Source organism: Pseudomonas sp. WS 5410, assembly GCF_012985645.1.
Classification (GTDB): Bacteria; Pseudomonadota; Gammaproteobacteria; order Pseudomonadales; family Pseudomonadaceae; genus Aquipseudomonas; species Aquipseudomonas shahriarae.
This window is the reverse complement of sequence record NZ_JAAQWS010000004.1, coordinates 81,465-94,977: the sequence shown is the minus strand read 5'-3', so window position 1 is coordinate 94,977 and position 13,513 is coordinate 81,465. Positions and strand designations below refer to the sequence as shown.

17 protein-coding genes are annotated in these 13,513 nt (G+C 61.4%); 9 read left to right on the top strand and 8 right to left on the bottom strand.

The window, feature by feature from the left end:
• Positions 1 to 9: 9 nt before the first annotated feature.
• The 8 genes from proC (at position 10) to HBO24_RS08000 (ending at position 5,940) form a co-directional block, all read left to right on the top strand.
• Positions 10 to 828, top strand: coding sequence for a pyrroline-5-carboxylate reductase (gene proC, locus HBO24_RS08035; RefSeq protein WP_057440375.1), 819 nt, complete (start codon positions 10 to 12; stop codon positions 826 to 828).
• A 9-nt stretch (positions 829 to 837) separates the two neighbouring features.
• On the top strand, positions 838 to 1,428 hold the full coding sequence (locus HBO24_RS08030) for a YggT family protein (protein WP_057440376.1): 591 nt from the start codon (positions 838 to 840) through the stop codon (positions 1,426 to 1,428).
• 154 nt (positions 1,429 to 1,582) lie between these two features.
• Complete coding sequence (locus HBO24_RS08025; protein ID WP_120734289.1) at positions 1,583 to 2,722, top strand: homoserine O-acetyltransferase; 1,140 nt, start codon at positions 1,583 to 1,585, stop codon at positions 2,720 to 2,722.
• A 7-nt stretch (positions 2,723 to 2,729) separates the two neighbouring features.
• Positions 2,730 to 3,350: a methionine biosynthesis protein MetW gene (gene metW / locus HBO24_RS08020; RefSeq protein WP_029300485.1), complete on the top strand. Its 621-nt coding sequence runs from the start codon at positions 2,730 to 2,732 to the stop codon at positions 3,348 to 3,350.
• Between the two features lie 21 nt (positions 3,351 to 3,371).
• Positions 3,372 to 3,806 carry a DUF4426 domain-containing protein gene (locus HBO24_RS08015; RefSeq protein WP_029300487.1) on the top strand — a complete coding sequence of 145 codons (435 nt, stop codon included), beginning with the start codon at positions 3,372 to 3,374 and terminating at the stop codon, positions 3,804 to 3,806.
• Complete coding sequence (gene rdgB / locus HBO24_RS08010; protein WP_027606096.1) at positions 3,803 to 4,399, top strand: RdgB/HAM1 family non-canonical purine NTP pyrophosphatase; 597 nt, start codon at positions 3,803 to 3,805, stop codon at positions 4,397 to 4,399. The genes HBO24_RS08015 and rdgB overlap by 4 nt, the downstream gene beginning before the upstream one ends.
• Positions 4,396 to 5,598: a radical SAM family heme chaperone HemW gene (gene hemW / locus HBO24_RS08005; RefSeq protein ID WP_233092132.1), complete on the top strand. Its 1,203-nt coding sequence runs from the start codon at positions 4,396 to 4,398 to the stop codon at positions 5,596 to 5,598. Before rdgB ends, hemW begins: the two co-directional genes overlap by 4 nt.
• A gap of 18 nt (positions 5,599 to 5,616) precedes the next feature.
• Positions 5,617 to 5,940: a DUF3392 domain-containing protein gene (locus tag HBO24_RS08000; RefSeq protein WP_029300493.1), complete on the top strand. Its 324-nt coding sequence runs from the start codon at positions 5,617 to 5,619 to the stop codon at positions 5,938 to 5,940.
• 138 nt (positions 5,941 to 6,078) lie between these two features.
• Here HBO24_RS08000 and trmB read toward each other — a convergent pair whose 3' ends face one another.
• The 4 genes from trmB to HBO24_RS07980 form a co-directional block, all read right to left on the bottom strand.
• On the bottom strand, positions 6,079 to 6,804 hold the full coding sequence (trmB, locus tag HBO24_RS07995) for a tRNA (guanosine(46)-N7)-methyltransferase TrmB (RefSeq protein WP_057440379.1): 726 nt from the start codon (positions 6,802 to 6,804) through the stop codon (positions 6,079 to 6,081).
• Between the two features lie 9 nt (positions 6,805 to 6,813).
• Entirely contained in the window at positions 6,814 to 7,608 is a 795-nt protein-coding gene (locus tag HBO24_RS07990) for a thiazole synthase (protein WP_017845016.1), read from the bottom strand.
• 55 nt (positions 7,609 to 7,663) lie between these two features.
• The gene (thiS, locus tag HBO24_RS07985) at positions 7,664 to 7,864 is read right to left on the bottom strand and encodes a sulfur carrier protein ThiS (protein WP_162947777.1); all 201 of its coding nucleotides are present in this window, start codon (positions 7,862 to 7,864) and stop codon (positions 7,664 to 7,666) included.
• Positions 7,865 to 7,935: 71 nt separating this feature from the next.
• On the bottom strand, positions 7,936 to 8,316 hold the full coding sequence (locus tag HBO24_RS07980; RefSeq protein ID WP_057440381.1) for a DUF423 domain-containing protein: 381 nt from the start codon (positions 8,314 to 8,316) through the stop codon (positions 7,936 to 7,938).
• A 74-nt stretch (positions 8,317 to 8,390) separates the two neighbouring features.
• Between HBO24_RS07980 and mtgA the strand changes: the two genes are divergently transcribed.
• Positions 8,391 to 9,113: a monofunctional biosynthetic peptidoglycan transglycosylase gene (gene mtgA / locus HBO24_RS07975; protein ID WP_057440382.1), complete on the top strand. Its 723-nt coding sequence runs from the start codon at positions 8,391 to 8,393 to the stop codon at positions 9,111 to 9,113.
• 148 nt (positions 9,114 to 9,261) lie between these two features.
• Here mtgA and rpoH read toward each other — a convergent pair whose 3' ends face one another.
• From rpoH to ftsY, 4 genes are all read right to left on the bottom strand, one after another.
• Entirely contained in the window at positions 9,262 to 10,116 is an 855-nt protein-coding gene (rpoH, locus tag HBO24_RS07970) for an RNA polymerase sigma factor RpoH (protein WP_003176698.1), read from the bottom strand.
• Between the two features lie 129 nt (positions 10,117 to 10,245).
• Entirely contained in the window at positions 10,246 to 11,268 is a 1,023-nt protein-coding gene (ftsX, locus tag HBO24_RS07965; protein WP_057440383.1) for a permease-like cell division protein FtsX, read from the bottom strand.
• Positions 11,265 to 11,936, bottom strand: coding sequence for a cell division ATP-binding protein FtsE (gene ftsE / locus HBO24_RS07960; RefSeq protein ID WP_003213784.1), 672 nt, complete (start codon positions 11,934 to 11,936; stop codon positions 11,265 to 11,267). Before ftsE ends, ftsX begins: the two co-directional genes overlap by 4 nt.
• The gene (gene ftsY / locus HBO24_RS07955) at positions 11,933 to 13,360 is read right to left on the bottom strand and encodes a signal recognition particle-docking protein FtsY (RefSeq protein WP_169960105.1); all 1,428 of its coding nucleotides are present in this window, start codon (positions 13,358 to 13,360) and stop codon (positions 11,933 to 11,935) included. The genes ftsE and ftsY overlap by 4 nt, the downstream gene beginning before the upstream one ends.
• Positions 13,361 to 13,513 lie beyond the last annotated feature (153 nt).

The following is a 13,513-nucleotide window of genomic DNA, read 5'->3' as shown; positions in this document are numbered from 1 at the left end:
GGACCTGTCATGAGCAGCACGCGTATAGCCTTTATCGGCGCCGGTAACATGGCGGCCAGCCTGATCGGTGGCCTGCGGGCCAAGGGCCTGCAAGCCTCGCAGATTCGCGCCAGCGATCCGGGCGCCGAGACCCGTGCCCGGGTGAGCGCAGAACACGGTATCGAAACCTTCGCCGACAACGCCGAAGCCATCCAGGGCGTCGACGTGATCGTACTGGCGGTCAAGCCACAGGCCATGAAAGCCGTGTGCGAAGCCTTGCGCCCAAGCCTGGCGCCGCAGCAACTGGTGGTGTCGATTGCCGCCGGTATCAACTGCGCCAGCATGAACAACTGGCTCGGCGCCCAGCCCATCGTGCGCTGCATGCCCAACACCCCATCGCTGCTGCGCCAGGGTGTCAGCGGCCTGTACGCCACCGCCCAAGTGAGCGCCGCCCAGCGTGAGCAGGCCCAGGAGCTGTTGTCGGCCGTGGGTGTGGCCCTGTGGCTGGAAGAAGAGCAGCAACTGGACGCCGTCACCGCCGTGTCCGGCAGTGGCCCGGCGTATTTCTTCCTGCTGGTCGAAGCCATGACCGCCGCCGGCGTGAAGTTGGGCCTGCCACGGGAAATCGCTGAGCAACTGACCCAGCAAACCGCCCTCGGCGCCGCACATATGGTGGTCTCCAGCGATGTGGATGCGGCCGAATTGCGTCGTCGCGTGACCTCGCCCAATGGCACCACACAGGCGGCCATCGAATCATTCCAGGCCGGGGGCTTTGAAGCCCTGGTCGAAAAAGCACTGGGTGCCGCCGCGCACCGCTCGGCTGAACTTGCCGAACAACTGGGTCAATAAGGAGCCAATATGATTGGTTTGAACACCGCTGCCGTCTATGTACTGCAAACCCTCGGCAGCCTTTACCTGCTGATCGTGCTGTTGCGCTTTGTCCTGCAACTGGTACGCGCCAACTTCTACAACCCGCTCTGCCAATTCGCCGTGAAGGCCACCCAGCCGCTGCTCAAGCCGCTGCGCCGGGTAATCCCGAGCTTGTTCGGCCTGGACATGTCGTCGCTGGTGCTGGCGATCCTGGTGCAACTGGCGCTGATGGCCCTGACGCTGCTGCTGACCTACGGCACCATGGGCAACTTCCTGCAACTGCTGGTCTGGGCCCTGATCGGCGTGACCGCGCTGTTCCTGAAGATTTTCTTCTTTGCACTGATCATCAGCGTGATCCTGTCCTGGGTCGCACCGGGCAGCCATAACCCTGGCGCCGAACTGGTCAACCAGATCTGCGAACCGGCCCTGGCGCCATTCCGCAAGATCCTGCCGAACCTCGGCGGCCTGGATATCTCGCCGATCCTCGCGTTCATGGTGCTCAAGCTCCTGGACATGCTGGTGATCAACAACCTGGCGGCAATGACCATGATGCCGGACATCCTGCGCCTGCTGATCTGACGACTGTTTGCGGGCTGCGCGGGACAACATGTGGGGGCAGGCAAGCCCCCACATTTTTGTAACTGTGTCTTGAAGTGAATCCATGCAGGCCTTCGCTTGCCGCTAGGCCCCCCGCTCTTTAGACTTACGCCTCATTTAAACGAGAGCAGGGTCGATGCCAACTGCCTTTCCCCCCGATTCTGTTGGACTGGTCGTGCCCCAAGTGGCGCACTTCAGCGAACCCCTGGCCCTGGCCTGCGGGCGGTCGCTGCCGGCCTATGACCTGATCTATGAAACCTACGGTGCGTTGAACGCCACGGCCAGCAACGCCGTGCTGATCTGTCACGCCCTGTCGGGCCATCATCACGCCGCCGGCTACCACAGCGCCGACGAGCGCAAGCCCGGCTGGTGGGACAGCTGCATCGGCCCTGGCAAACCCATCGACACCAACAAGTTCTTTGTGGTCAGCCTGAACAACCTCGGCGGCTGCAACGGCTCCACCGGCCCCAGCAGCCTCAACCCGGAAACCGGCAAGCCGTTTGGCGCCGACTTCCCGGTACTGACCGTGGAAGACTGGGTGCACAGCCAGGCACGCCTGGCCGACCGGCTGGGCATCCAGCAATGGGCAGCGGTGATCGGCGGCAGCCTGGGCGGCATGCAGGCCCTGCAATGGACCATTACCTACCCCGACCGCGTGCGCCATTGCCTGGCCATCGCCTCGGCCCCGAAGTTGTCGGCACAGAACATCGCCTTCAACGAAGTGGCGCGCCAGGCGATCCTCACCGACCCCGAGTTCCACGGCGGTTCATTCCAGGAAGCCGGGGTGATCCCCAAGCGCGGCTTGATGCTGGCGCGGATGGTCGGACATATCACCTACCTGTCGGATGACTCCATGGGCGAAAAATTCGGCCGTGGGCTCAAGAGCGAGAAGCTCAACTACGACTTCCACAGCGTCGAATTCCAGGTCGAAAGCTACCTGCGTTACCAGGGCGAGGAGTTTTCCGGGCGTTTCGACGCCAATACCTACCTGCTGATGACCAAGGCCCTGGACTACTTCGACCCGGCGGCAAACTTTGATGACGACCTGGCGAAGACCTTCGAAGGCGCCACGGCCAAGTTCTGCGTGATGTCATTCACCACCGACTGGCGCTTCTCGCCGGCCCGTTCGCGGGAGCTGGTGGATGCGCTGATGGCTGCGCGCAAAGACGTCTGCTACCTGGAGATCGACGCACCGCAGGGCCACGATGCCTTCCTGATCCCGATCCCGCGCTATCTGCAGGCCTTCAGCAATTACATGAACCGCATAACTTTGTGAGAACGCCATGAGAGCCGACCTGGAAATCATCCAAGACTGGATCCCCGCCGGCAGCCGCGTGCTCGACCTGGGTTGCGGCGATGGCGAACTGCTGAGCTGGCTGCGCGACAACAAGCAAGTCACCGGCTATGGCCTGGAAAACGACCCGGACAACATCGCCCAGTGCGTGGCCAAGGGCATCAACGTAATCGAGCAGGACCTGGACAAGGGCCTGGGCAACTTTGCCAGCAACAGCTTCGATATCGTGGTGATGACCCAGGCCCTGCAGGCTGTGCATTACCCGGACCGGATCCTCGACGAAATGCTGCGCGTCGGCCGCCAGTGCATCATCACCTTCCCCAACTTCGGCCACTGGCGCTGCCGCTGGTACCTGGCCACCAAGGGCCGGATGCCGGTATCGGACTTCCTGCCGTACACCTGGTACAACACGCCCAATATTCACTTCTGCACCTTCGAGGACTTCGAAGCGCTGTGCAGCGGGCGCGAAGCCAAGGTGATCAATCGCCTTGCCGTCGATCAACAGCATCGCCACGGCTGGGCAAGTAAGCTATGGCCTAATCTTTTAGGTGAAATCGGGATTTATCGGGTCAGCAGTCCTGGCCTGACCGATCATCAGATTGCCGTCTAACCATTTTCGAGGAGGACGATCATGAGTCGCCTGGCTATTTTTCTACTCACCGCCTGCCTGGGCGCCAGCGCCATGGCTGCCGGCCCTATCGACAGCAATCGGCAGAAGGCGTTTGGTGATATCACCGTGCACTACAGCACCTTCACCTCCAGCTTCCTGCAACCCGAGACGGCCCAGGCCGTGGGCGTGGTGCGCAGCAAGAACAAGGGCATGATCAATGTCTCGGTGATCAAGGGCGTGGAGCCCGTGGCGGCCCAAGTGACCGGCACGATCAAGGACTTGACCGGCAAGAGTGAAATGCTGACCTTCAAGCAAATCACCGAAAAAGGCGCTATCTACTACCTCGCCCCCTACTCGGTGCCGCAACAGGAATTCCGCACCTTTACCATCAATGTTGAAACCGGCGGCAAAGCCCACGGCTTCAGTTTCACCCAAGAACTGTTCCCGGCCGAATAATGAACCTGACACAACTCGTACTGGCCAGCCATAACGCCGGCAAACTCAAGGAACTCCAGGCCATGCTCGGCGAATCGGTGCAATTGCGCTCGATTGGCGAGTTCAGCCAGGTGGAGCCGGAGGAAACCGGCCTGTCGTTCGTCGAGAACGCCATCCTCAAGGCCCGCAATGCCGCGCGCATTTCCGGGCTGCCGGCACTGGCCGACGACTCCGGCCTGGCCGTGGACTTCCTCGGCGGCGCCCCCGGCATCTACTCGGCGCGCTATGCCGACGGCAAAGGCGACGCGGCGAACAACGCCAAGCTGCTGGACGCCCTCAAGGACGTGCCGGACGCGATGCGCGGCGCGCAGTTTGTCTGTGTGCTGGCCCTGGTGCGACATGCCGACGACCCGCTGCCGATTCTCTGCGAAGGCTTGTGGCACGGGCGCATCCTGCACGCGGCCAGCGGCGAGCACGGGTTTGGCTATGACCCGCTGTTCTGGGTGCCGGAGCGCAATGTGTCCAGCGCCGAACTGAGCCCCGCCGACAAGAACCAGATCAGCCACCGCGCCCGCGCAATGGATTTGCTGCGCCAGCGTCTGGGCTTGAAATGACCCAGAACACCTCCGCGCAGCCCCTGATCCTCGGTGGCGCGCAAACACCTCGGGCGGCCCTGCCAGTACTGCCGCCCCTGGCGCTGTACATCCACATCCCGTGGTGCGTGCGTAAATGCCCCTATTGCGACTTCAACTCCCACACCGCCAGCAAGGTGCTGCCGGAAGAAGAGTATGTCGACGCGTTGCTGGCGGACCTGGATCAGGACCTGCACGCGGTGTATGGCCGCGAGCTGAGTTCGATCTTCTTTGGCGGCGGCACGCCAAGCCTGTTCAGTGCTGCGGCGCTGGGCCGGTTGCTGGAGGGCGTGGAGCAACGTATCCCGTTTGCCCGCGACATCGAGATCACTCTGGAAGCCAACCCCGGTACCTTCGAGCAAGAGAAGTTCGTCGCCTACCGCAAGCTGGGGATCAATCGCCTGTCGATTGGCATCCAGAGCTTCCAGCAGGACAAGCTCAAGGCCCTGGGCCGCATCCACAACGGCGACGAAGCCGTACGCGCCGCCGGCATGGCACGCCAGGCCGGCTTCGATAACTTCAACCTGGACCTGATGCACGGTTTGCCCGACCAATCCCTGGACGACGCCCTGGGCGACCTGCGCCAGGCGATTGCGCTCAAGCCGACCCATCTGTCGTGGTACCAACTGACCCTGGAACCCAACACTGTGTTCTGGAACCAGCCGCCGACGCTGCCGGAAGACGACACCCTGTGGGATATCCAGGAAGCCGGCCAGGCCCTGCTCGCCGAACACGGCTACGCGCAATATGAAGTCTCGGCCTACGCCCAGCCGGGCCGGCCCGCGCGGCATAACCTCAATTACTGGAGTTTTGGCGACTTTATCGGCATCGGCGCCGGCGCCCACGGCAAGCTCAGCCATCCAGACGGGCGCATCGTGCGCACCTGGAAGACCCGCGCACCGAAGGACTACCTCAACCCGGCAAAAACCTTCCAGGCCGGGTCGAAAGAGCTGAGCAATGAAGAGTTGCCCTTTGAGTTCCTGATGAACGCCCTGCGCCTGACCGAGGGCGTCGAAGCCAGGCTGTATGCCGAGCGCACCGGCCTGGACTTGGCCAGCCTGGAACAAGCCCGCAGGGATGCCGAACAAAGTGGCTTATTGCAGGTCGAACCGTCACGCCTGACGGCCACGGACCGTGGGCAACTCTTTCTCAATGACCTGCTGCAGAAGTTTTTGAGCTGATCGCTCTAAGGAAATCGAATGGATCTGGTACTCGACCTGCTCGCCACCGTATCCCGCTGGAGCCGTAGCAACCTGTCGGAAATCTCCCTGGCGCTGGTAGGCTGCCTGTTGGTGCTATTCGGCGCCGATATCAAGGGTTGGGTCGAAGCACGCCTGGGCAACATCGCCGGCGCCTTGCGCGTACCGTTGATGGCCCTGCTGTGCATGATCGGCAGCGGTGCTGCGCTGATCTACGCCACACCCTGGATTGTGCGGGGGTTGAGCCAGTTCAATAACTACAGCCTGGCACCGGTGCTGTTGGTGGTGCTGGTGTTGATTGGCGTGGTTGCCGACCGCCGCTGACTCAAAGCCCACCACAAAACAACTGTGGGAGCTGGCTTGCCTGCGATGCAAGCACCTCGGTGTATCAGTGACACCGAAGTGATGCTATCGCCGGCAAGCCAGCTCCCACAGTTAATCGCATTTCAGCTTGCTAGCTGATTACGCCAGCTTTTCGAACTTCAAATCCCAAACCCCATGCCCCAATCGCTCGCCACGGCGTTCGAACTTGGTGATCGGACGCTCGGCCGGGCGTGGTACGCACTGACCATCTTCGGCCAGGTTGCGGTAGCCAGGGGCGACGTTCATCACTTCCAGCATGTACTCCGCATACGGTTCCCAATCGGTGGCCATGTGCAGGATGCCGCCGACCTTGAGTTTGCTGCGCACCAGCTCCGCGAAGGACGCCTGGACGATACGGCGCTTGTGGTGACGGCTCTTGTGCCATGGATCCGGGAAAAACAGCATCAGGCGGTCGAGGCTGTTATCGGCGATGCAGCGGTTGAGCACTTCGATCGCGTCGCAGTCATAGACCCGCAGGTTTTTCAGGCCCTGGGTCAGCACGCCGTTGAGCAGTGCGCCTACGCCCGGACGGTGCACTTCCACACCGATAAAGTCTTGCTCGGGCGACGCTGCAGCCATTTCCAGCAGGGAATGGCCCATGCCGAAGCCGATCTCCAGGGAGCGCGGGGCAGAACGGCCAAACACCTGGTCAAAGTCCACCGGCGCGTCAGCCAGGGGCAGGACGAACAGCGGCGCGCCCTGGTCGAGGCCCTTTTGCTGGCCTTCGGTCATGCGCCCGGCACGCATCACAAAACTCTTGATGCGGCGGTGCTTGGACTCGTCGCCTTCTTCCACGGGGTTCGGCGTTTCGTTTGATTCAGTCATCAATGGCTCTTACTTGATCAGACCATCCAGCGGCGAGGAGGCGCTGGCGTAAAGTTTTTTCGGCATACGCCCGGCGAGGTACGCCAGGCGGCCGGCGACAATCGCGTGTTTCATGGCTTCGGCCATCATGATCGGCTGTTGTGCGTTGGCGATGGCCGAGTTCATCAGCACCGCTTCGCAGCCCAGCTCCATGGCAATGGTGGCATCGGACGCGGTACCGACGCCGGCATCCACCAGCACCGGGATCTTGGCTTCTTCGAGGATGATCTGCAGGTTGTACGGGTTGCAGATCCCCAGGCCAGTGCCGATCAGGCCGGCCAGTGGCATCACCGCGATGCAGCCGATCTCGGCCAGTTGGCGGGCGATGATCGGGTCATCGCTGGTGTAGACCATCACGTCGAAACCTTCCTTGACCAGGGTTTCGGCGGCCTTGAGGGTTTCGATCACGTTGGGGAACAGGGTTTTCTGGTCCGCCAGCACTTCCAGCTTCACCAGGTTGTGGCCGTCGAGCAGCTCACGGGCCAGGCGGCAGGTGCGCACGGCTTCGATGGCGTCGTAGCAACCGGCAGTGTTCGGCAGGATGGTGTAGCGATCCGGCGGCAGGATATCCAGCAGGTTCGGTTCGCCCGGGTTCTGGCCGATATTGGTGCGGCGCACGGCCACTGTCACGATTTCGGCGCCCGAGGCTTCGATAGCCAGGCGGGTTTCTTCCATGTCGCGGTACTTGCCGGTGCCTACCAACAAACGCGACTGGTAAGTACGACCGGCCAGGACGAAGGGCTTGTCGCTACGAACGATGCTCATGGGAAATCCTCGAGTTGGGGTGAGGTTCTGCAGAATTCGGGTAGTTGCCCCGGGCCTAGCCGCCGCCGATGGCGTGGACCACTTCGACCTGGTCGCCTTCGGTGAGGGCGGTTTCGGTGTGCTGGCTACGCGGGACGATATCCTGGTTGAGCTCCACTGCGACGCGACGTCCGGTCAGTTCCAGACGGGTCAGCAGGGCCGCGACGGTTTCACCGTCGGGCAGTTCATAGGATTCGCCGTTCAATTGAATGCGCATGCCACGGGCCGCCATCGTTTTTAGGGGCCAGCATTCTAGCCTGATCGTGACCTGAAGGTCAGCTACAAGCGTCAGGCGGTCAGTTGCAGGCGCCAGGCGGCGAGCCCCAGGCACAGCCAGCCAATCAGGAACGCCAGGCCGCCAAACGGCGTGATGATTCCCAGTTTGCCGATGCCGATGGTGGTCAACAGGTACAGGCTGCCGGAGAACAACAGGATACCGATGCTGAACGACACTCCGGCCCACAGCACCAGCCGCCCAGGCATATGCGCGGCGAGCAAGGCCACGCCAAACAACGCCAGGGCGTGCACCAACTGGTAGGTCACACCGGTGTGGAAAATCGCCAGGTACTCAGCACTCAGGCTCTTTTTCAGGCCATGGGCGGCAAATGCGCCGAGGGCAACACCGGTAAAACCGAAAAAAGCAGCCAGCATCAGAAAGCCACGCAACATGAGGAACTCCAGTCAGACTCATTGGGCAGGGTCTGTATAATGGCCCGCTCAACGGGTTCGGCCAAGCCATCTCTATGCTGCGTGTCCTCTTCAGTCGTTTTCTCAAAGTCGTGAAATGGTTTGTCATCGGCAGTGTTTTGCTGGTGCTGCTGTTTCGTGTCGTCCCGCCGCCGTTCACCGCACTGATGGTCGAGCGCAAGATCGAATCCTGGATCGACAGCGAGCCCATTGACCTGCAACGGACCTGGGTGCCGTGGGATGAGATCTCCGATGACCTGAAAGTCGCGGTGATGGCCGGCGAGGACCAGCGCTTCCCGCAGCATTGGGGCTTTGACTTTGGTGCGATCCAGGCCGCTTTGCTGCATAACGAGCGCGGTGGTTCGATTCGCGGTGCCAGTACGCTGAGCCAGCAGGTATCGAAGAACCTGTTCCTGTGGGCCGGCCGCAGTTACTTGCGCAAGGGCCTGGAAGCCTGGTTTACCGGGTTGATCGAGATCCTGTGGCCCAAGCAGCGGATCCTTGAGGTGTACCTCAACAGTGTGGAGTGGGATGAAGGGGTGTTTGGCGCAGAGGCGGCGGCGCGGCATCATTTTGGCGTGGGTGCCAAGGGGCTTTCGCGGCAGCAGGCCAGCTATCTGGCCGCTGTACTGCCTAATCCACGGGTGTGGAGTGCCAGCCATCCGACGGCGTATGTGGCGCGGCGGGCGGCTTGGATTCGTCAGCAGATGGGGCAGTTGGGTGGTACCGGCTATTTGAATGAGCTGAACAGTACGCGGCAGGCGCCGTGGGCCAACTGACACCACCCAATAGGGCTGGCTGACCCACCGCGATCGCAGGCCAGCCAGCGCCTACACCCTGGACCGCGTAAGGCTTGAGGTTTTTCGGGCACGAACAAAAATGCCCCGATCTTTCGATCGGGGCATTTTTTTGGTCGTTCGCAGCGTGTTAGGCGGCGATCGACAGTTTCAGCTTATTCATCGCGCTCTTCTCAAGCTGACGAATACGCTCGGCCGACACGTTGTACTTCTGCGCCAGGTCGTGCAGCGTGGCTTTTTCTTCTGCCAGCCAGCGCTGGTAGAGGATGTCACGGCTGCGGTCGTCCAGCACTTCCAGCGCTTCGTGCAGGTTGTGGTTGGAGTTGTCGCTCCAATCGGCATCTTCCAGTTGACGCGCCGGGTCGTACCGGTGGTCTTCCAGGTAGTTGGCCGGCGATTGGAAAGCGCTGTCGTCGTCCGCTTCGGCGGCCGGGTCGAAGGCCATGTCATGGCCGGTCAGGCGACTTTCCATCTCGCGCACTTCCCGAGGCTCCACACCGAGGCTTTCCGCCACACGGTGGACTTCCTCGTTGTTCAGCCACGCCAGGCGTTTCTTCTGGCTGCGCAGGTTGAAGAACAGCTTGCGCTGGGCCTTGGTGGTCGCCACTTTCACGATGCGCCAGTTGCGCAGGATGAACTCGTGGATTTCCGCCTTGATCCAGTGCACAGCGAACGACACCAGGCGCACACCCATTTCCGGGTTGAAGCGTTTTACAGCCTTCATCAGGCCGACGTTGCCTTCCTGGATCAGGTCAGCCTGGGCCAGGCCGTAGCCGCTATAGCTACGGGCGATATGTACGACAAAACGCAGGTGGGCGAGCACCATCTGCCGAGCCGCCCCCAAATCCTGCTCATAGTAGAGACTCTCGGCCAGTTCACGCTCCTGCTCAGGCGTCAGCAATGGAATGCTGTTGACCGTGTGCACATAAGCCTCCAGGTTCGCACCCGGGACCAGAGCATAAGCAGGTTGCAAAGAAGTGGTCATACGAAAAAACCTCCGACTCACATAACTCGTGCAGTTCAGCACTGCGAAAATTGACCGGGAACCGTAGGACAAGTTCCCTAAACCACTGATACGGTCAATACAAACGAAACCACATTAATCTGACATTAACTACTTCGGCGCCAGCTCACGCAGATGCCGTGCGACCGCAATCCAAGCACCGATATACCCCAACAACACCGCGCCAAGCAAGAGTGATAGACCATCGGCCGCAGGTACGCCAGCCAGGGCAAAGTCACTGCCATACAATCCGGCCAGGCCGACTACCGCGTCGTTCAGCCAATCCAGGCCAAACGCCAGGACGCCCCAGGACAGAATCCCCGCACCGAAGCCATAAAGCGCGCCCATATATAGAAAAGGACGACGCACATAGCTGTCTGTGCCGCCGACCAGTTTAATCACTTCTATCTCGGTGCGGCGGTTTTCAATATGAAGACGAATGGTATTGCCTATCACCAAAAGTAATGCAGAAACCAGCAACACCGTCAGGCCGAAGACAAACCGGTCGCCCAGCTTGAGAATCGCCGCCAGACGCTCGACCCACACTAAATCAAGCTGCGCCTGTTGCACCTTGGGCAGTTCAGCCAATTTTTGTCTTAATGCTTCAAGGGCCGTCTTGTCGATTTCATTGGGCGTGACCAGCACAACCCCCGGCAGCGGGTTCTGCGGCAGCTCCTTGAGCGCCTCACCCAGGCCGGACTGTTGCTGGAACTCTTCCAGCGCCTGGTCGCGACTGATGTACTCGGCATCCGCCACACCCGGCAGGTTCTTGATCTGCTCGCGCAGGGCCTCGCCTTCAGTGGCGCTGGCATCCAGTTGCAGGTACAGGGAAATCTGCGCCGCGCGCTGCCAGGAACCGCCCAGGCGCTCGACATTATTCAGCAGCAACGACAAACCCATCGGCAGGCTCAACGCCACGGCCATCACCAGGCAGGTGAAGAAGCTGCCAATCGGCTGCTTGCCCAGGCGGCGCAGGCTGTCCACCAGGCTGGCGCGATGGCTTTCGATCCAGGCGTGCAGCAAGGTGCTGAAGTCAGGACCGTCATCATCGTCGCGTTTCTTTTTCTGCGGTTGCGGGTCGGCGGCTTTCGGCGCCACGCGCTCGGAAACTTTAGGGCTGCGTGTGGCACTCATACGCCGGCCTCCCCGTCACCGATCAGGCGCCCGCGCTGCAGGGTCAACATGCGATGGCGCATACGCGCGATCAATGCCAGGTCGTGACTGGCAATCAGCACACTGGTGCCCAGGCGGTTGATGTCTTCAAAGACACCCATGATCTCCGCCGCCAGGCGCGGGTCGAGGTTACCGGTGGGTTCGTCCGCCAGCAGCAAGGCCGGGCGATGGACGATGGCGCGGGCAATGCCGACGCGCTGTTGCTGGCCGGTGGACAGGTCGCCGGGATACAGGTCGGTCTTGTCCGACAGCGCCACGCGCTCCAGGGCCGAATCCACACGCTTGACGATCTCGGCCTTGGACAGCCCGAGGATCTGCAATGGCAGGGCGATGTTGTTGAACACCGTGCGATCGAACAGCAACTGGTGGTTCTGGAACACCACGCCGATCTGCCGACGCAGGAACGGGATCTGCGCATTGCTGATGGTGGCCAGGTCCTGGCCTGCCAGCAGCAGTTTGCCGGTGGTCGGGCGCTCCATGGCCAGCAGCAGGCGCAGCAACGTACTTTTGCCGGCCCCGGAATGACCGGTGACAAACAAGAACTCGCCACGGCGCACCCGGAAACTCAGCTCATGCAAGCCGACATGCCCGTTGGCGTAGCGCTTGCCCACCTGTTCAAAACGAATCATGAACGCTCCCGCTCGGCAAACAGTGCCTGGACAAAGGGTTCGGCCTCAAACGTGCGCAGGTCATCAATACCTTCGCCTACACCGATATAACGAATCGGCAGCCCGAATTGTTTAGCCAGGGCGAAAATCACCCCACCCTTGGCCGTGCCATCGAGCTTAGTCAACGCCAGGCCAGTCAGTTGGACTGTCTGGTTGAATTGCTTGGCCTGGCTGATGGCGTTCTGCCCAGTACCGGCGTCCAGCACCAACAGCACCTCGTGCGGCGCGTCGGCGTCGAGCTTGCCCATCACCCGGCGGACTTTCTTCAACTCTTCCATCAAGTTGTCTTTGGTATGCAGGCGACCAGCGGTATCGGCAATCAGTACGTCGATGTTGCGGGCCTTGGCGGCCTGCACGGCGTCGAAGATCACCGAGGCAGAATCGGCGCCGGTATGCTGGGCGATCACCGGGATCTTGTTGCGCTCGCCCCACACCTGCAATTGCTCTACGGCGGCGGCGCGGAAGGTGTCACCGGCGGCGAGCATGACTTTCTTGCCTTCCAGTTGCAGCTTCTTCGCCAGCTTGCCGATGGTGGTGGTCTTGCCGGCGCCGTTGACGCCGACCACCAGGATCACAAAGGGTTTTTTCTCGGTAATCACCAGCGGTGCTTCCACCGGCTTGAGCATGGCGGCCAGTTCGGCCTGCAATGACTTGTAAAGCGCGTCGGCGTCGGTGAGCTGCTTGCGCGCCACCTTCTGGGTCAGGCTCTGGATGATCACGGCAGTGGCTTCGACGCCCACGTCAGCGGTCAGCAGGCGGGTCTCGATATCTTCGAGCAACTCGTCATCAATGATCTTCTTGCCCAGGAACAGGCTGGCCATGCCTTCGCCGATGCTCGCGCTGGTCTTGCTCAGGCCTTGCTTGAGGCGGGCGAAGAAGCCGGTCTTACTGGTTTCAGCAGGTGCAGCGACGGGTTCGGCAACCACCGCAACGGGCTCGGCAACCACTGGCTCGACCACCAACGGCGCCGGCTCAACGACAACGGGCTGTGGCTCGACGGCGACCTGGACCGGCTCCACCACCACAGGGATCGGCGGCGTCACATGTTCGGCCTGCACATCCTCGACCAACGCAACAGGCTCTTCAGCCACCGGCAATGGCGGCCACGGCTTATGCTCTGGCTCTGGCTCTGGCGCAGCCTCCACCTCCGGCTGCAAAACCGGCTCGGCGATAGGCAGCACCACCGGCGCTGGCGTCTCGACGACAGGCTCGGCCACGGGCTCAATCGCCGGTTCCGCTTGCAGAACAGGCTCAGGCACCGGCTCAGGTTGGACTTGCGGCTGTTCGACGACGGTTTCCTGCGGCTTTTTGCGCAGCCATCCGAACAGGCCTTTTTTCTCGCCAGCCGCAGCTGGGCTCTTCTTGTCGTCGTTGGAACCAAACATGGAGGACGGCTATCTCACGGTAGCGACGCGCCAAGGAGGCGCCTCGGTAAATAATATTCGATGCGCAACAGACTGTTTTTTAGCCAGCTTGTTCATGCGCAGCATTTTGTGAGGCGTGAATACAGCCTCAACAAATCGATTCAATATAGGACT

Excerpts from the sequence above, each read along its gene's own strand:
- rpoH (WP_003176698.1), bottom strand. The coding sequence starts at position 10,116 with ATGACCACTTCTTTGCAACCTGCTTATGCTCTGGTCCCGGGTGCGAAC.
- hemW (WP_233092132.1), top strand. The coding sequence starts at position 4,396 with ATGACCCAGAACACCTCCGCGCAGCCCCTGATCCTCGGTGGCGCGCAA.
- proC (WP_057440375.1), top strand. The coding sequence starts at position 10 with ATGAGCAGCACGCGTATAGCCTTTATCGGCGCCGGTAACATGGCGGCC.
- ftsY (WP_169960105.1), bottom strand. The coding sequence starts at position 13,360 with ATGTTTGGTTCCAACGACGACAAGAAGAGCCCAGCTGCGGCTGGCGAG.
- thiS (WP_162947777.1), bottom strand. The coding sequence starts at position 7,864 with ATGCGCATTCAATTGAACGGCGAATCCTATGAACTGCCCGACGGTGAA.
- mtgA (WP_057440382.1), top strand. The coding sequence starts at position 8,391 with ATGCTGCGTGTCCTCTTCAGTCGTTTTCTCAAAGTCGTGAAATGGTTT.
- HBO24_RS08000 (WP_029300493.1), top strand. The coding sequence starts at position 5,617 with ATGGATCTGGTACTCGACCTGCTCGCCACCGTATCCCGCTGGAGCCGT.
- HBO24_RS07990 (WP_017845016.1), bottom strand. The coding sequence starts at position 7,608 with ATGAGCATCGTTCGTAGCGACAAGCCCTTCGTCCTGGCCGGTCGTACT.
- ftsE (WP_003213784.1), bottom strand. The coding sequence starts at position 11,936 with ATGATTCGTTTTGAACAGGTGGGCAAGCGCTACGCCAACGGGCATGTC.
- HBO24_RS08025 (WP_120734289.1), top strand. The coding sequence starts at position 1,583 with ATGCCAACTGCCTTTCCCCCCGATTCTGTTGGACTGGTCGTGCCCCAA.
- metW (WP_029300485.1), top strand. The coding sequence starts at position 2,730 with ATGAGAGCCGACCTGGAAATCATCCAAGACTGGATCCCCGCCGGCAGC.
- HBO24_RS08030 (WP_057440376.1), top strand. The coding sequence starts at position 838 with ATGATTGGTTTGAACACCGCTGCCGTCTATGTACTGCAAACCCTCGGC.
- HBO24_RS08015 (WP_029300487.1), top strand. The coding sequence starts at position 3,372 with ATGAGTCGCCTGGCTATTTTTCTACTCACCGCCTGCCTGGGCGCCAGC.
- HBO24_RS07980 (WP_057440381.1), bottom strand. The coding sequence starts at position 8,316 with ATGTTGCGTGGCTTTCTGATGCTGGCTGCTTTTTTCGGTTTTACCGGT.
- ftsX (WP_057440383.1), bottom strand. The coding sequence starts at position 11,268 with ATGAGTGCCACACGCAGCCCTAAAGTTTCCGAGCGCGTGGCGCCGAAA.
- trmB (WP_057440379.1), bottom strand. The coding sequence starts at position 6,804 with ATGACTGAATCAAACGAAACGCCGAACCCCGTGGAAGAAGGCGACGAG.